Source organism: Secundilactobacillus paracollinoides (assembly GCF_001702155.1).
Lineage (GTDB): Bacteria > Bacillota > Bacilli > Lactobacillales > Lactobacillaceae > Secundilactobacillus > Secundilactobacillus paracollinoides.
Map to the genome: position 1 here is coordinate 2,972,360 of NZ_CP014912.1, position 17,284 is coordinate 2,989,643.

17 protein-coding genes and 1 pseudogene are annotated in these 17,284 nt (G+C 48.3%); all 18 read right to left on the bottom strand.

From position 1 onward, the window contains the following. Positions 1 to 121: 121 nt before the first annotated feature. The 18 genes and pseudogenes from AYR61_RS13050 to polA all read right to left on the bottom strand — a co-directional run bounded on the left by AYR61_RS13050 (position 122) and on the right by polA (position 16,918). The gene (locus tag AYR61_RS13050) at positions 122 to 1,306 is read right to left on the bottom strand and encodes a nucleotidyltransferase (RefSeq protein WP_065903441.1); all 1,185 of its coding nucleotides are present in this window, start codon (positions 1,304 to 1,306) and stop codon (positions 122 to 124) included. Continuing rightward, positions 1,248 to 2,000 carry a class I SAM-dependent DNA methyltransferase gene (locus tag AYR61_RS13055; RefSeq protein WP_065903445.1) on the bottom strand — a complete coding sequence of 251 codons (753 nt, stop codon included), beginning with the start codon at positions 1,998 to 2,000 and terminating at the stop codon, positions 1,248 to 1,250. The genes AYR61_RS13050 and AYR61_RS13055 overlap by 59 nt, the downstream gene beginning before the upstream one ends. Beyond that, complete coding sequence (rsfS, locus tag AYR61_RS13060; RefSeq protein ID WP_054706929.1) at positions 1,997 to 2,353, bottom strand: ribosome silencing factor; 357 nt, start codon at positions 2,351 to 2,353, stop codon at positions 1,997 to 1,999. The genes AYR61_RS13055 and rsfS overlap by 4 nt, the downstream gene beginning before the upstream one ends. Before the next feature lie 16 nt (positions 2,354 to 2,369). Then, entirely contained in the window at positions 2,370 to 2,981 is a 612-nt protein-coding gene (gene yqeK, locus AYR61_RS13065; RefSeq protein ID WP_065903448.1) for a bis(5'-nucleosyl)-tetraphosphatase (symmetrical) YqeK, read from the bottom strand. Further along, positions 2,974 to 3,606 (bottom strand): nicotinate-nucleotide adenylyltransferase, encoded by a 633-nt coding sequence (locus tag AYR61_RS13070; protein ID WP_054706923.1) that lies wholly within the window; start codon positions 3,604 to 3,606, stop codon positions 2,974 to 2,976. The genes yqeK and AYR61_RS13070 overlap by 8 nt, the downstream gene beginning before the upstream one ends. 25 nt (positions 3,607 to 3,631) lie before the next feature. Then, positions 3,632 to 3,943, bottom strand: coding sequence for a ribosome assembly RNA-binding protein YhbY (yhbY, locus tag AYR61_RS13075; protein WP_054706919.1), 312 nt, complete (start codon positions 3,941 to 3,943; stop codon positions 3,632 to 3,634). Positions 3,944 to 3,955: 12 nt separating this feature from the next. Beyond that, positions 3,956 to 5,092 (bottom strand): ribosome biogenesis GTPase YqeH, encoded by a 1,137-nt coding sequence (gene yqeH / locus AYR61_RS13080; protein ID WP_054706915.1) that lies wholly within the window; start codon positions 5,090 to 5,092, stop codon positions 3,956 to 3,958. Next, entirely contained in the window at positions 5,076 to 5,621 is a 546-nt protein-coding gene (locus AYR61_RS13085) for a YqeG family HAD IIIA-type phosphatase (RefSeq protein ID WP_083215561.1), read from the bottom strand. Before AYR61_RS13085 ends, yqeH begins: the two co-directional genes overlap by 17 nt. Positions 5,622 to 6,133: 512 nt before the next feature. Beyond that, positions 6,134 to 6,487, bottom strand: coding sequence for a 50S ribosomal protein L20 (gene rplT / locus AYR61_RS13090; protein WP_054706912.1), 354 nt, complete (start codon positions 6,485 to 6,487; stop codon positions 6,134 to 6,136). An 83-nt stretch (positions 6,488 to 6,570) separates the two neighbouring features. Next, a complete protein-coding gene (gene rpmI, locus AYR61_RS13095; protein WP_054706909.1) occupies positions 6,571 to 6,768 on the bottom strand; it encodes a 50S ribosomal protein L35 in 198 nt (65 codons plus the stop codon). Between the two features lie 27 nt (positions 6,769 to 6,795). Further along, the gene (gene infC, locus AYR61_RS13100) at positions 6,796 to 7,317 is read right to left on the bottom strand and encodes a translation initiation factor IF-3 (protein ID WP_156319203.1); all 522 of its coding nucleotides are present in this window, start codon (positions 7,315 to 7,317) and stop codon (positions 6,796 to 6,798) included. A 290-nt stretch (positions 7,318 to 7,607) separates the two neighbouring features. Next, complete coding sequence (gene thrS, locus AYR61_RS13105) at positions 7,608 to 9,551, bottom strand: threonine--tRNA ligase (protein ID WP_054706905.1); 1,944 nt, start codon at positions 9,549 to 9,551, stop codon at positions 7,608 to 7,610. Between the two features lie 356 nt (positions 9,552 to 9,907). Further along, a complete protein-coding gene (gene dnaI / locus AYR61_RS13110) occupies positions 9,908 to 10,837 on the bottom strand; it encodes a primosomal protein DnaI (protein ID WP_054706901.1) in 930 nt (309 codons plus the stop codon). Position 10,838: 1 nt separating this feature from the next. Further along, positions 10,839 to 12,260 carry a DnaD domain protein gene (locus AYR61_RS13115; RefSeq protein WP_056987636.1) on the bottom strand — a complete coding sequence of 474 codons (1,422 nt, stop codon included), beginning with the start codon at positions 12,258 to 12,260 and terminating at the stop codon, positions 10,839 to 10,841. An 18-nt stretch (positions 12,261 to 12,278) separates the two neighbouring features. Beyond that, positions 12,279 to 12,764, bottom strand: a complete 486-nt coding sequence (gene nrdR / locus AYR61_RS13120) for a transcriptional regulator NrdR (protein ID WP_054706892.1) — start codon at positions 12,762 to 12,764, stop codon at positions 12,279 to 12,281. 30 nt (positions 12,765 to 12,794) lie between these two features. Next, entirely contained in the window at positions 12,795 to 13,418 is a 624-nt protein-coding gene (gene coaE, locus AYR61_RS15620; protein ID WP_175577013.1) for a dephospho-CoA kinase, read from the bottom strand. A gap of 9 nt (positions 13,419 to 13,427) precedes the next feature. Then, positions 13,428 to 14,234: pseudogene (mutM, locus tag AYR61_RS15625) on the bottom strand (DNA-formamidopyrimidine glycosylase); the annotation flags it as partial. Between the two features lie 17 nt (positions 14,235 to 14,251). Next, the gene (polA, locus tag AYR61_RS13130) at positions 14,252 to 16,918 is read right to left on the bottom strand and encodes a DNA polymerase I (RefSeq protein ID WP_065903450.1); all 2,667 of its coding nucleotides are present in this window, start codon (positions 16,916 to 16,918) and stop codon (positions 14,252 to 14,254) included. Positions 16,919 to 17,284: the final 366 nt, after the last annotated feature.

A 17,284-nucleotide genomic window follows, 5' to 3' on the forward strand; every position in this document is an offset into this window, starting at 1 on the left:
AACCCTCCTAATGCAACTTTATTATTATACCTAGCCCGATTTAGGTTGTCAAGGTAATTTCCTTGATAGTCTTATTTAACCCTTAAGTTAACGCCTAATTCAACCTTTACTGTTTAAACTATTACAAAATGACGGGATGCTGTAACCGGTCCTGATCGATACCAGTCATCATCTGGCGCAACAAGCCGGCCTGATAATCTAGTCGATATGGGCCATTGATCCAGTCATCCGTCACCTTCGAAATCACGGGAACCGGCAACGCTTTTTTGATCTCGTTAAGATACGCCTGACCCTTATGAGAAAACCCGAGGACCCGGCAGTAGCGCGGTTGCGTATTTGGTGCGACGGTTGTGACCTGTAAGAGCACGTACACGCATAGACGCTGTAACCGCGCATAGGTAAACCGTTTGGTCTTCGCCCGTCGCAGAAAATCCTGGAACCCCGTGGCTGGCAATGCTGCCTGTTTGAGTCGGTATTCAATGCCCTCACTCATCTGGTAGATCCGCTGAAGGTCTGGCATCGCCGCTAACAACAATTGATACCGTAACTGCGGCCAAAACGTCTCCCAATCGACTGTAGGCTGAGTTTGCAACGCTGATAAGGTCGTTGGGGGCACCACTTGCGCAATGTCCGCCCAATCCTGTTTTTCAAACGCCTTACGAATTGCCGCCCCACTCGCAATGGTCGTTTCACCAATCGTTTCTGACTGATGGTCACTGGTCTGGCGTTGAATCGGCAGGATCGTCATCTGCGTTTGCAAGCGCGCATTTGCTGCCACATAGGTAAACCCCAGAATGTCGTTTGACGCGCGGAGATCAATTCCCGTCTGCTGTTCTAAATAGTCATTGAACAGCGTTGGGTAGGTCTCGTCAAACTGCTTAAAATGCGCCGTTTGAGACGCTGGTTGATTTGCGACCAGTTGTGCGAAATCCATGTCTGGATGTTCGGCACCAAACGCCAGAGTCTCACACCCCAGCATGTGCAGATAGTTCACCGCACCCGCCGCAAACAAGTGCGCCGGTTGCACCGCCATTTCAAATGGCAATTCCACAACGAGGTCCAGTCCGTTTTCTAGTGCCAGCCGGGTCCGCTGCCATTTATCTAACAGTGCCGGTTCACCCCGTTGTACCCAGTTACCGCTCATCACCGCGACCGTGACGTCCGCATTGGCTCGACGTTTAGCTGTTACCAACTGATACTTGTGCCCGTTATGGAACGGATTGTATTCAGCAATGATGCCTAGCGCATTAGTCGTTTTGACCGTCCCCTTTTTCACAAACAAAGAACCAGCGCGTGGTCTGCGCATCAGGTTGCTGACGCCCAAAGTCGGCACTCACCGTCACCCGATTAAAGCCAGCTGCCTGTAACAATTGCCGGTAGACCGATAACTCATAGGTCCGCTCATGATGCAGTTCTGACACTTCATCGTAAGCATCCTTAGCACTGTTATAGGTAAAGAACGTCAGGTCATGTTCTACAGCGTGCGGTTCATCGGCTTCATCACTGGTCCACAGGAACGCCCGGTCTTCATCACGGTAGTTGTACATGTACCCAGGATAGACGTCATCTGTTTGGTGCGGGGTGATCACGTCAAACAGAAACTGGCCGGTTGTCGTTAGATGACCCGCGACCTGCTCAAACACAGTCTGCAGCGCGGTTTCGTCTGGTAAATAACACAGCGAGTCGGCGTAGCAGGTCACGGTTTGATAAACCGGCAGCTCGCTGAGATCCAGCATGTTTCCCTGGATCAACGGCAAGGCGACATCCGCCTCACGCACATGCTGATCCGCTAAGGTCAGCATCTCTTCTGACAGATCAAACCCAGTGACATCAAATCCTGCCTGCGCCAATTGAACAGCTAGACGGCCAGTCCCACAAGCAAGTTCAAGTAAGGGCTGGTCAGGCTGCCGCACCGTCTGACGCGTAAAAGCTGCCCAATCCGCATACAGTTGCGGGTCAAACAGCTCATCGTATAACTTAGCAAAAGTCTGGTAAATCATGCTTCGACCCAGTCACTCAGGTCAACAGTAGGTGCGTCAGACCAAAGTTTTTCAAGGTTGTAATGCCCACGTTCCTCTTTTTGGAACACGTGAACCATGACGTCACCCAAATCAATGAGCACCCAGCGACCAGCTTCCCGGCCTTCGATGCGTTTCACGTCAATATCAGCGGCATCCGCTGCATCGTGAACGGCGTCAGTAATGGCCTGTACTTGACGGTTTGAGGTCGCATCCATGATCAAAAAATAATCGGTGATCAGGCTAACCTTTTCCATGTCGAGTGCCAAAATATCTTCGGCTCGCTTGTCGTTTGCGGCTTTCACAGCCACTTCTAAAATTTGTTTACTATCCATATAGATTAATCGCTCCTTATTTAACGAGTCCGCTAGTCGGGACCCATGCGTTGTAAGTTTCAATCGTTTTCGGGTAAATCGCTTTGTTTTCTGCGATCAGATACGTCAGCGTGTGCCACGTTTGAAAGGCCACCCCGAGATCCAGATCCCGGGCGGTCATTTCACGGGCTTCAGCCACACCATCAAAGTCACGTGCCGGTTCAATGTAATCTGCCATGTACACGATCTTCTCAAGGGTCGTCATGTAGGGATTCCCCGTGGTATGATACCGAACGGCATTCAGAATCTCTTCATCATAAATGCCGAGTTCTCGCTTGATAAACTCAGGGCCGACCACCCCGTGCCAGATGGCATTATTCCAGTTAGCCAAGTCAGGATCCAATCTGTAATCGCTGATAGCTTGCAAAAAATCGCTATCAGGACGTTGTTTGGCATAATCATGGACCAACCCAGCAATCGAGGTCTTTTCAACATCAGCACCGTACTGCTTGGCTAACGCAATAGCTGTCTGCTCGACGCGTTGGACATGGGCAAACCGTTCGGGACGTAAATGCGCCTCAATTTTTGCTAACAATTGATCCCTTGTGTCCGTCGTATAATGATCTGAATAAACTAAGTCACTAGTCACGGTATAATTGTCGCTCCTTTATAAAATCAGCTACCGGATCTGCCACCATGTATCGAATCGATTCACCATGCTTCACCCGCTCACGAATGGTCGTTGAGCTGATGTCGATCACCGGCACATCCACCCACAAAACGGGATATTGAGATGTTAACGGCGAATGTTCTCGCCGCACCCCCACAAACTGCACGAGTTTAAGCAGGTCATCAATGCGGTGCCACTTTGGCAAATAGGCCACCATATCACCACCAATAATGAAGTAGTAGTCATTTTCAGGGTGTTTTCTCTTTAGTTCGACCATGGTGTCATAGGTATAACTAATGCCCCCACGACGCACTTCCGTAAGTTCTAAACCAAAGTCTGGGTTGCCCTCGATACTTTGACAGACCATTTTGACCCGTTCATCCGCATCGATTGCAAACTTTCGGTCAACGTGCGGCGGGTTGGCGTCCGGCATAAATAATACTCGGTCAAGACCAAGCTGATCCTTCACCTGGTCAGCCATGATCAGGTGGCCAAGGTGCGGCGGATTAAAGGTGCCCCCCAGGATACCAATACGCTTTTTTTGCACGCTGGCAGCCAGTTGTTCGACAACCTTGGTTTCTGTGCGTTCCAGTACCTTTACCATCTCAATATCCCCTTACGCGTGTTTCTTACAACTGGTCAACGTTAAGTGAATAGCGTTGATATTTTTCGTCTTCGGCGGGTTGGAATAAAACCAGTACCCGGCCGATCGTCTGAACGACCTGAATCGGTGTTTCTGCCTCAATGTAAGCCTGAACATCGCTCACACTTTCATCGGCGGCCTGCTGCAGGTTGATCTTGATCAGTTCCCGCTTTTGCAGTGCGCCATCAAGCTGCGCCAACCATTCAGGGTTCAAGCCGTTCTTCCCGACTGAAAAAATGGGGTGTAAATGATGGGCTTGAGACCGTAAATAATGTTTTTGTTTTCCTGTTAATGTCAAATTCAATTCTCCTTAAATCATTGCTTTTCGAACCAGTACGCCAACACCTTTCGGCGCGTAACCGGCGACAACTGTCCCCGCTGGAACCGTCACCCAGCCAAGGCCCTCAAAAACGAGATCACTCTTTTCGATGATTTTGAACTCATGCCGGGTCAATGGTGGCAATTGGTCAAGATCACTAGGCGGTGTCAATAAGTCACCCACGTGTTTTTCATAGAAGTTATCCGCATTTTCCAACTTAGTTCGGTGCAGCGGCAGCGTATTTTCAACGTAAACGGTGAATCCGTTCTTGGGGCCGCTGACATAGTCAAAACGAGCCAGTCCTGCCAAGAAGATGGTTTGCTGGTCATTAAGTTGGAACACCTTTGGTTTAATTTGCTTCTGTGGTGCGGCGATCTTTAAATCTTTCCCCGAGAGGAAGTGTGCCATTTGTGACTCATGGATGATTCCAGGGGTGTCCACTAAGGCGTGACCGTCATCTAATGGAATCTCAATGCGATCAAGCGTCGTGCCGGGGAACCGTGACGTGGTAATGACATTTTGTTCACCCGTCCGTTGGTGGATGATCTGGTTGATCAACGTTGATTTACCCACGTTTGTGACACCAACGATGTAAACGTCGCGACCCTCACGATACTTATCGATCTGCTGCAACAGTTGGTCAACTGAGTGATTCGTTTTTGCAGAAACCAGTGCGACATCCATTGGCCGAAGTCCCTGTTCATTTGCACGTTGGCGGATCCAGTCCCGCAGCTTAGGCCGTTTTAACGACCGTGGTAGAAGATCTTCCTTGTTACCGACTAATAAGATCGGGTTGTCGCCAACGAAGCGGTGGAGGCCTGGAATGATCGACCCATTAAAGTCGAAAATATCAACCACGTAAACGATCAGCGCATCAGCATCCCGAATCTGAGTCAGTAATTTCAGGAAATCGTCATCGGTTAAACCGACGGGCACGATTTCATTGTAGTGACGTAACCGAAAACAGCGTTGACAATACAGTTCACCAGTTTCCAAGCCCTTTTCCAGCGCGGATTTTGGGGTGTAACCAGGTTTATTTTTTTCAGTTGTTTGAATCTGGGCACCGCACCCAATACAGTACAGTGTTTCGCCGTCAACTAAGACGTCGGTGTTAGTTGTGTCGTCCATTAATGGTTATTTCCTTTCGATAGGTGAGTTCTGGATGCGCCTTTTTGACGCCGTGCATCACAAAATATTCAAAGAAGCGATTAATTTTTGTATTCCAAGCATCACTAGCGACAATTGGTTTCACCAATATACTCCGCACCCGACTGGCATTGGCAGCGGCGACATCAGTCAGTAACTGATCACCCACCATCACTGTCTGTGCAGGCGTGACGTGGTACTGACGCATGGCGCGTTTAATGCCAAACGGGAGCGGTTTTAATGCTCGTGAAACAAATGGTAAGCATAGCGGTGCAACGGCCTTCTTAACCCGCCGATGCGAGTTGTTTGAGACCACAACAAGTTGAATCCCCACCCGTTCGAGGTCCAGCATCCAATTCTTAAGTTCAGTGGTGCCATAGGGGTTATTCCAAGCAATCAGCGTGTTGTCCAGATCGGTTAAAACGACCTTGATGCCAAGCTGAAGTAACGTCTCGGGTGAAATATCGTACGTGGCACGAATCATCCAAGTCGGCGTAAATCCTGATATCATGACGGACTCCTTTTATTTCTCTACTGATTGTCTATTATACTGAACTTTCGCCTGTTTGACTAACCCTACTGCTTGAAAAATAAATTTTTCTACTATTATTGTGTCGAAACGTGTTCGTAAAGAATGCTTTTCAATGGCAGGTACGCAGTCCGTTGCGTTTATTTTTTACTACTAGTTAAGTATTAAATTGGCGTTTAAGCGAGTTCGAAGAGAATCCGCCCTCGACTGCTAGGAAATTTCCTGTCAGCAATGCTTCTCACTGTAGAGCAGTCACCAATAACGATTAATTAACAAGTTTGTGGTGCCACTTATGAAGGTTCATCAACGATGCTGACTCCTGAAAATCTTAGCTGAGTGTAGCCGTTCAGCATTGCGGACAGCGACACTTTTATATTACCGAAACGTATTCCGCAGACTGACTCCCTACTGCGTAAGCCCTCCGCATGGCGCCACATCATAAAAAAACGAGGCTAAGGTAACAAACACCTCAGCCTCGTCTTATTAGTTGTTAATTAAAGAGCTTTCTTAGCAGCGTCTGCAAATGCCTTGAAGGCGTCTGCATCGTTAACAGCTAAGTCAGCCAGCATTTTACGGTTAACTTCGATGTTAGCTTGCTTCAACCCAAACATCAACTTGCTGTAGCTCAGACCATTGATCCGGGCAGCTGCGTTGATCCGGGCAATCCATAAACGACGGAAGTTACGCTTGTTGGCCTTACGGTCACGGTATGCGTATTGGGCACCCTTCATAACTTGGTCTTTAGCAACCTTAAACAAACGGTGCTTTGAGCCGCGGTAACCCTTGGCTAACTTAAGAACTTTCTTGTGGCGTGCGCGTGTAACTGTTCCACCTTTAACTCGTGGCATAATAATTCCTCCTAATACTTACGGTCAGTCGTGTTGACTAACAGTGTCTCGATTGATGCGTCACTGTAATGAAGTAACGTTGATTACTTTTGTAATAATGCGTGGTACGTCTTCTTGATAGTGTTTGACTTCATCATTGAAGTCCCACGCAATTGACGACGTTGCTTCTTGGTCTTACCGTGGAAACGGTGACTGGTGTAAGCATTGGCGCTCTTAATACCACCCTTGGCAGATACCTTGAAACGCTTGGCACTAGCACGGTTTGTCTTCATCTTTGGCATAACGTAAATCCTCCTAATTTCTTACAACTATTTGTCTACTTTTGGTGTCAGCATCAAGAACATGCTTCGGCCATCCATCTTCGGACGCTGTTCAACAGTAGCGACTTCGCTAGTTGCTGCAGCCATCCGGTTTAACACGTCGCGACCAATTTCCTTATGGGTAATGGCACGACCCTTAAATCGAATTGAGACCCGAACTTTTTCACCCTTGCTTAAGAACTTCATTGCGTTCTTCAGCTTCGTGTTAAAGTCGTTGTCATCAATTGACGGACTCAAGCGAACTTCTTTAATGCTAACGACCTTTTGCTTCTTACGAGCTTCGCGTTGCTTCTTTTGCATCTCAAACCGGTACTTCCCGTAGTCCATGATTCGGGCTACTGGCGGTTTTGCCTTTGGGGCAACCAGGACAAGATCCAATTCAGCATCGTCAGCCAACTGAAGCGCATCACGCTTACTCTTGATACCCAATTGATCACCGTTTGCAGCAATCAAGCGAACTTCACGAGCATGGATTCCTTCGTTAACCATCATATCGTTTGCTATGGTCATTCACCTCCGAGTGAGTTTAAAAACAATCAACATAAGTCTGCATAAACAAAACGGGTACTGTCTCACAACAGCACCCGTTAAAGTTCCCGAACTGCTTAACTGCAGTCAGGTTATTTACGTATCAGCCAGGCAACGTGAGTCACGAGGCGAGAAGCGGGTGCTTCTACTTACATTTATCAACCAAGCTAGAATACCATGTATCCGGTTTAGTGTCAACTGGTCTTACTTAAAAGCTCACGAATACAAATTATAGCGCAGGGGCGACTATCTGTCGACCCCCTTTTTCACAATTATTTGTCAGCGCGGCTGTAGTTTTCAATGTCACCCAGTACTTCTGACAGGAAGGCATCAGCACTCATGCTGTTAGAATCCTGTTCGCCGTACTTCCGAACACTGACTTCATTGTTGGCCTTTTCTTGGTCACCGACAACCAACGTGTATGGAATCTTGTGCGTCTGTGCGTCACGAATCAGATAGTTCATCTTTTCGCCACGGTGATCAACGTCGACCCGAACGTCGGCAGCAGCGAACTTCTTACGTAACGATTCAGCGTAGTCGCCATGCTTGTCATCACTAACAGGAATGATCGTGACTTGCTTAGGGGCTAACCAAGTTGGGAAGGCACCCTTGTAGATTTCAGTCAGGTAAGCGATGAAGCGTTCCATCGTCCCAACGATCCCACGGTGAATCATGACTGGCCGGTGCTTTTCACCATCAGCGCCAATGTAGCTCAGGTCGAACTGTTCTGGCAGCATGAAGTCCAATTGAATCGTTGACATGGTTTCGTCGTTGCCCAAAGCAGTCTTCGTTTGGATATCCAACTTAGGACCGTAGAAAGCAGCTTCCCCTTCAGCCTCGTAGTAGTCAAGACCAAGGTCATCCATGGCACCCTTCAACATCGATTGACTGCGGTTCCACATCTCGTCATCATCGAAGTACTTCGCCGTGTTGGCTGGATCCCGGTATGATAAACGGAAGGTGTAGTCGGTGATGTTAAAGTCGTTGTAAACGTCCATGATCAACGTCAGGATCTTCTTAAATTCATCTTGAACTTGGTCCAACGTAACAAAGGTGTGGCCATCGTTCAAGGTCATTTCACGAACCCGTTGCAACCCACTCAACGCACCTGATTTTTCGTAACGGTGCATCATCCCAAGTTCAGCGATCCGCAGTGGCAATTCACGGTATGACCGGATGTGGTGGTTGTAAATTTGGATATGTGACGGACAGTTCATTGGCCGTAATTCAAGCATTTCGCCATCGCCCATGTCCATTGGTGGGAACATGTCATCACGGTAATGTGCCCAGTGACCGGAAGTCTTATACAGGTCCAGGTTAGCTAACACTGGGGTGTAAACGTGCTTGTAGTCATCAGCAACTTCCTTATCGATGATGTAACGTTCGATTGTCCGACGAATGGTGGCACCATTTGGCATCCAGTATGGCAAACCGGCACCGGCCTTTGGATCAACGAAGAACAAGTCAAGATCATTCCCGATCACCCGGTGATCGCGTTCACGTGCTTCCTGACGCGCTTTAAGGTCAGCGTCCAGGTCAGCCTGCTTGTAAAAGGCTGTCCCGTAGATTCGTTGCAGCATGTCGTTTGAGGACTTGCCTTCAAAGTACGCACCGGCAACTGACAAAAGCCGGAAGAACTTCACGTCGCCCGCATTTTCAAAGGCAACCCCGTTGTTCAAAACGTCAACGCCATCCACGTTGTAAAAATCAAAACTGTCGTCCTCTGAATCTTCAACCAATTGGGCTTCAAATTTAGTGCCGGCTAACTTCTTCAATGCTTCAGCTTTGCTGACGGATTCATGCTTTAAGTCAACCTTCTTGTCAACGAAGGATTGAATCTTGGTGCTGATTGCTTCCAAATCATCAGCACTGACTTGACCATCGTCCTTATCAGTATCGATGTACAACCCTTCCTCGTCGCCGCTGTCTTCACCAAAGCGAATATCTGAGAAAATTTCTTTCAAAGATACTTTAGCAAGCAAAGCAACTGTTGACCGTAAAACTGCCAACCCATCTTCGCTGTCCTTAGTGACGATCTCAATCTTGCCATCGTGGTTGATTGGGGCGTTCAAGTTGATCAATTTGCCGTCTAACTTACCGGCAACAGCCTTCTTTGCTAAACTAATTGCGATCGATTGGGCAACATCTTTTGCTGAGGCACCTGCCTCAAACTGACGCTTGCTGCCATCTGGAAATTCTAATGAAATTTCTGACATGTTTATCTTCTCCTTTAAAATAACCTACTTAAATGTGCTGCGGTGCTGGTGGATAAAAAAATCCCGGTGTCTGCAATATTGCAAACACCGGGACGTTAGTTAACGCGGTTCCACCCGAATTCATCAGGAAATTGGTGCACCAATCGCCTGACCTCATAAGGGATAACGGACCCGCCGGCACGGTATTATCCACCGCACATACAGAAAGTGGTAGCTTGTGATTCCTGACGAAACGCCTTACAGAAGATGTCGTTTCTCTCTTGGACAGGGCAAACAAGTCATGTCTTTCAAACATTTAAAGTCTTAATTTATGATTACGCCTTTTATTAAACCACGGTGAATTTCGTTCGTCAAGGTTAATTTGGTCGCCGATTGGTACCAATCATTTCGATCTCCTTGGCCAAAAAACGGAACCGTTGCATCAGTCGTTTCGCTTTTAACGGCTCCACGTCGCCCTTCTGCGTGACCTGTAAGTGTTCTTTTTCCAATTGATCCATCGAAAAGTTGGATGAGAAAAAAGTGGTCAGTTCAGACTGCATCCGGTATTCCAAAATAACACCGAGCACCTCATCACGAACCCAGGCAGACATGGCATCCGCACCAATGTCATCAATCATCAAAACGGGCGCTTTCTTAATGGCGTCCAATTTTTCAGCAACCTGGTTGTTGCCGATCGCATTTTTCATTTCAACTGCAAAACTGGGAAAGTGCACCAACGTCGTCTTAAAACCCTTTTCAGCTAATTGGTTGGCAATGGCCCCCAGTAAATAGGTCTTCCCAACACCAAAACTGCCATAGAGATACAATCCCTGATGATAGTCCTTCGGTGCTGCTTCGTAGGCGTCAGTAAAATCAAGCGCCGCCATCAGCGCCGGCACCCGATCCTTATCAGATGCATCAAAATGGTCGAAAGATGCCTTACGAATCAGCTTGGGCATCAGCACGGAATTGACCCGTCGATGCAGTGACTGCTGTTTTTGTTTGGCAACCTGTGCCTCTGTCGGCAGGTAGGCAACGTCGATCAAATGATTGTTCATGATCAGCTTCGGCTCATACCCGGGCGCAAACGTCTGCTGACCCGCGGCAAGGCGGTCTCTTTCCGTGACGTACTCGTACAGTTTTGCCGACGAGCGGTCGATCTGCTGCGCATCAAGTTCACCATCATTTTCTTTGATAAACGCCTGAACATCAGCATCTTGATAGACTTTTTGCATCAGTTGCTGGTAGTTATGATTCAGTTGATGTTGATCCATGTAGTGTTGCATGGCGTCACTAATATTATCCATTCTAGGCGTCACCTCCTTCACGATTTTGGCGTTCTGATTTTAATTTTTTCAACCGGTCAATGGCCCGTTGTTGCTGGGCGTCTGAAACTGACTTATCGGTGGCCTTCTTATCCGGCTGGTAGTCCGACTTTGCCCAGTCAGGCAAGGTTTCCTTAACGGTGCCTTGCTGCCGGCGATTACCCTTGCGACCTGGTTGCGGATTATCCCGTTCCTTTTGGTAACGATGGATTTCTTTGAGTGCATCCTCGGGCGTTTTAACGCTAGCCTGAGCCCAACTATTGGCAATCGTATCGGTTAACCGCTGGGTCAGCGTGGACTGTTTCATATTCATAAGCAGATAAAAGATCAGCACGTTGACCACAGCGTTAGGAAAGACCTGTTTATTGAGTAAGCCTTCAACAATGCGCTGCTCGCCACCAGTTACATAACCGCCCTTTTCCTCGTGCATTTTCGTCAAAAAGGCCATGGGCGACACCTGGTTTGCCACTGTGATCAGTGCCTGTTCCTGCGGCGTGTGCTTGGTCGTCGACTGTTTTTGAGGCTCACTAGCCGCAGCCGTTTTCGTCTGTGCTGTCGTGCCAGTTGTCACTGGCGTCGCATTTCGTTGTTCTGACGCAATCATCGCTTGCAGCTGGCGGGCATTTAACGCGTTCGTCGCTAGATTGGTTGCCCGATTAATATAGTCCGCCATTTCAGGCTCCGTCAGGCCATACATCAGGTGCTCATTTAAAATGAGTTCCCGGTTGGCCTTAATATCCTCAAGGTTGACGTACGACCGCTTTAAAATATCGATCAGCAGATCAAAATCAAAGCGCGAACTTGCCGTCTGCTTTGGCCAGTTCGTCACATCGTCACTGCCCTTAAAGGCCGCTTTTGTTTCCGAGATCAACGCTGGCGGGGTGGCAATCAACCGGTCGTTCACTTGAAAGACGTCTAAAAATTGTCGCGAGATATTCTGCCAACCATCATGGGTCGCTTGAGGGCGCACAAAGTGGTCACGTAACCGCTTGAACTGTTTTTCACCCACCACGTCAAGCAAAAGCACGCTTAACAGATCATCCCCAAAAAATGTCCCGGCAGAAACAGGCTGCTGGAGTTCGTAGATCAATTCCGGCAGCTTGTCTGACTGGTTCCGATAGGTTTGAATCAATTCCAGGGCTTCAAGCCGCTGGCGGCAGTGTTCTAGCTCGCTCACACTGATGTTTAACAGGTCGAGTAATTCACTGTGTTTGAGCTGCACCTGAGTGCCGTGGGTCAATTCAAGCTGACGCCACAAAACGAGCAGCAACCCGTATCCAGCCACACCAATCAGCGGTTGATACAGGTCATCTAACACGTCGCGCTGATCCACAGTTAACCTGCCAGTTGCCATTATGGCAACCGTCGTTTTGGGGGTCAGAGAGGTGGTGTTATCCAGTGTCATCCGAAACGCCCCCATTCATTATTTTTGATCAGACTTGTCTGGTTTATCTTTATCTTTTTGCATGACGTCTTCGAGTTCCTTTAAGAAGACGCTCATGTCCTTAAACTGGCGGTAGACGCTGGCAAATCGGATGTAGGAAATCTCATCCACATCGGCCAGCCGTTTCATAACGTATTCACCAATCAGTTGACTCGAAACTTCATTTTCGCCCAGTGAGCGAATCTCATTTTCAACTTCGTCAACGATCTTCGTCATGACGTCCATTCCCACCGGTCGCTTTTCAGCCGAGCGAATGATACCGCGCAGGATCTTTTCACGATTAAATTCTTCTCTGGTCCCGTTCTTTTTGATCACCAGTAACGGTGTCACTTCGATCCGTTCAAAGGTCGTAAAACGAAAACCGCAATTTTCGCATTCCCGTCGTCGCCGAATCACCCGGCCTTCATCGGTCGGCCGACTATCAACAACGCGGGATCCATTATGATGGCAATGCGGACAGTGCATGGTCTCACCTCGTTTTCAACCATCTGGTCATTAATCGACCAAATGCAGTTTATTAAGCCATTCTACCACTTGGGCTTTCGTTTTATCAATAGAGCCGCCATTATCAACGACAATATCGGCCACGTTGATTTTTTCAGCCAACGGCAGCTGACTGTTGATCCGGCTGCGCGCATCGGCCTCAGACATGTTATCTCGTGCCATTAACCGCTGCAATTGGGCAGCCGTATCCAGCGCAACGACCATGATCACATCAACGTCATAGGCGTAGTCACCCTCAAACAACGTCGGCGCATCGAACACCACTAACGGCGTGTGTTTGCGGCGGTAAGCGGCCACCTGTTTTTTCACGGCCTTGTGGATGGCCGGACTCGTGATGGCATTTAGCTTATCCAGTTCATCTTCATCGTTAAACACGCGTTGGCCCAGCCGGTGGCGATCAAGCGTCCCGTCTGGTTGAATCATTGCCGTGCCAAACGTCGCTGCAATCTGGCTTAAAGCGAGTGAATCAGGTTCGACCACTTCACGCGCAACTTGGTCAGCGTCAATGACTGGGATGTCCCGGTCATGAAACACGGTCGCAACCGAAGATTTACCAGTGGCGATTCCGCCCGTCAGACCAAGCACGACTGTCTGGCTGGGCTTCTTCTTGAGCACCTGACACCGGGGACAATAGTGCGTCCCGCGCTGGGCCACTTTTGTCTTTTGTAATTCAGCGCCACACCGAACACAGGGTTCGCCTTCACGGCCATAAACGTTCAGCTGATTCTGGAATTCGCCAGCGTTACCAAAGGCAGTGGAAAACGAATGCACCGTTGTCCCGTGACCATCAATGGCCTTGGACAGTTCCTTTAAAATGTTTTCACGCAGAAACCGGATCTGAAAATCCGTCAACGTATTGGCGGGTTGCTCAGGGTTGATCCGCGTCATCCAAAGCGTTTCGTCAACGTAGATGTTCCCCAGACCAGCAATGTTGCTTTGATCCAGCAAGAATGGTTTGATCACCTTTTTACTCTTGTTAAAAATCTGTTTCATGTAGTCAAATGTCAGGGTGTCAGGTGTTGGCTCCGGCCCAATCGTTTTCAAACCGGCAACTTGAAGTTCGGCACCGTTTTTGACTAGGTTCATCCGCCCAAATTTCCGCGTATCGGTATACCGAAGCTCGCGACCATCCGTCAGGTGGAAAACAACGTGGGTGTGTTTGGTCAGCGGCGCCCCCTCAGGCTGGACGTCATATTTGCCTTCCATCCGCAGATGAGACACCATGGTCATTCCATTATCAAACCGAAAGAGTAGGTACTTGCCCCGGCGGTCGATCTGGTCAATGGTGACACCGGCCAATTGTTGTTTAAATTCAGCAGGCGCCGGACTCACCATTTTTTCGTAAATCACGTCAACGTGGTCAATAGTCGCCCCGCCAACGAGTCGCGTGAGGCCGCGGCGGACCGTTTCAACTTCTGGTAACTCAGGCATACTGTCCCTCCTTACACCTACTTGGCGTCATACCAAGTGTTCCCGTATTGGGATTCAACCTTTAATGGAATTTCCAATTTCACAGCTGAGTCCATCACCTTTGGGACTAATTTTTCAAGCGTTGGGATCTCTTCAGCCGGGGCCTCAAAGATCAGTTCATCATGCACCTGCAGCAACATCGTGGCCTGGAGGTCCGCCTTTTTCAGTGCATCCTCCATGTTGATCATCGCAATCTTAATAATGTCCGCAGCACTCCCTTGAATGGGCGTGTTCATAGCCGTCCGCTCAGCAAACGAGCGTTGGGCAAAGTTGCGGGCATTGATGTCTGGCAAGTAGCGGCGACGATGGCTAATGGTTTCAACGTAGCCTTGGTCCTTCGCCGTTTGGACAATGTCATCCATATATTTCTTAACGCCAGGATACTCTTCGAAGTACGTTTCAATAAAGTCATGCGCTTGCTTCCGCGAAATGCCAATGTTTTGTGACAGGCCATAGTCACTGATACCGTAAACGATTCCGAAGTTAACCGCTTTAGCTTGACGCCGCATGTTCGGGGACACTTCCTCGTCTGGCAGCAGACGGAAGATTCGCCGTGCGGTGCTGGCATGAATGTCTTCATCATCGATAAAGGCTGCCTGCAAGTTCTTATCATGCGTCATATGCGCAAGTACCCGCAGTTCAATTTGCGAGTAATCAGACGAAAAGATCTGCCAGCCATCGTGACTCGGCACAAAGGCTTGTCGAATCCGCCGGCCCTCCTCTGTTCGAATGGGAATATTTTGCAGGTTAGGATCGACCGAAGACAGGCGCCCAGTCTGCGTCAACGTTTGCTGGTAACGCGTGTGCGCCTTTTGATCTGTTGAATGGACCACCTTCAGCAAGCCCTCGATGTAAGTCGATTGAATCTTTGCGATCTGACGATACTTTAAGATGTTTTCAACGATCGGTGCCTCACCCGCTAATTTTTCAAGGACGTCAACCGAGGTTGAATACCCCGTCTTCGTTTTCTTGATTGGGGTCAGACCCATCGTTTCAAATAAAATATGACCCAACTGTTTTGGTGAGCCAATGTTAAATTCTTCGCCAGCCTCTTGATAGATCGTCTGTTGAATTTGCGCCAACTGTTCCGTGAACTGGCTGCCCATTTCACTGAGTTTATCGGTGTCCACTTTGATCCCAGCGATTTCCATATGGGCTAAAACATAGGCCATTGGTAATTCTAAATCACGGTAAAGAGACATCTGTTCATTTTGTGTCAGTTTATCAAAAAGCGGTTGTGCCAGCTGCTCAATCGCAATCGCTTTGCGGGTCAGATGCTCAAAAAAGATCTGGTCATCATCAGGAATGGCCCGCTTTGCGCCCTTGCCGTACACCTCGTCATCTGTTTGGATCTCGTGGTACTGGTGTTGAAACGCCAGCTTACCAAGGTCGTTACTGTTTTCATTCGTATCAAGCAAATAGGACGCCAATAATAGGTCAAAATCCACATTTTGCAGATGGATGCCAAGACGGTTCAACCCAACGTAGGTCCGCTTGACATCAAACACATTTTTCGTGAGCGTTTCACTAGTCAGTAGTGACTTAACGGCGTCTTCTTGCAGCAACTCAACGTCACGACTGACAAACCACTTCGCCCCACTGCCAATCACAAAACCGGCAAAGTCAGACGTGTGATAGTTTGCTTCCGGCATCTCCAGATAAAATGACACTGGGTCGTTTAAGGTCTTCAATTCAGCCAAGTTGTCTTGAGTGAGCACGGTAAACGACACCGGCTTTAACCCCAACACATCCTCACCGTCGCCATCGGTATTTAATTTACTCAAGAAAGATTGGAAATTCATTTTTTGATAAAATGCAACCAACGCATCGGTATCATCACCGGTATACGCTAAGTCGTCCAACCCAATGGCTAACGGTGCATCACGCCGAATCGTCGCCAGGTCGCGTGACAAAAAGGCCGAATCCTTATCTTCAAGCAAATGTTCCTTGAGTTTTTTAGCCGTAATATCATCAATATTGTCGTAAACACCATCGATGGTGCCATATTTTTGAATCAGATTTTCAGCCGTTTTAGGACCAACACCGGCAACCCCGGGATAATTATCCGACGTATCACCGCGCAGTCCCTTGATCTCAATAATTTGATCGGGCGTCACGCCTAATTTCTCCTGCACGTGAGCGGATGTGTAGTATTCGACTTCACTAACGCCTTTAACGGTCACAGCCACGCTTGTCTTATCAGAAGTTAATTGCGTGAGATCCCGATCTCCAGTGATGATCACTGTTTCATAATCAGCCGCATCCGCTTCCTTAGCCAGCGTGCCGATAATGTCATCGGCTTCATAGTCCTTTAAATCGTACGACTTCAGTCCCCGTGCCGTCAGCAGATGACGAATTTCCGGCATCTGCTCTGTTAACTCGGCTGGCGTTTTTGCCCGGCCGCCCTTGTAGTCTGTATATTTCTTTGTTCGAAACGTTGTCTTACCAGCATCAAACGCCACCAGGGCATCAGTTGGCTGAACGTCTTTTAACATGTGATCCAGCATGGTGTTGAAGCCATAAATGGCATTAGTGTGCAAGCCATCGGGATTCGTGAACCGGTTCAACGAATTATAGAGCGCGTAAAAGGCTCGAAAGGCCACGCTGTTCCCATCAATTAACAACAATTTTTTAGATTCTGTCATGCGCTTCTCCTTGCTGTATCTTCTATATGTCCACTGTATAGTTTACCAAAGTTTGACGCAAATAAAAATATTAAGCGCGTGTCGTAAAAGTCTTTTCTATTGCTAAGTGAGCCGAATAAAACAAAATTGCCGCTTCGTTGCTCCGTTCGGCTTTGCAGGCTGTGGTGTCGTCATCAGTTAGCGACCCTACTTTGGTCGGTTACTGATGTGCGAGACGACTGAGATTCACTCGAGAGCCACTACACGACCTGCCAAATTGCGGAATGCAACGAACTATCACCTAACCGTGGAAAGACGTATTCAACAATAATGAAAGAATGGCCGTCAATCGGTTAAAAATTGACTTCGACACATAAAAAAGCCAGG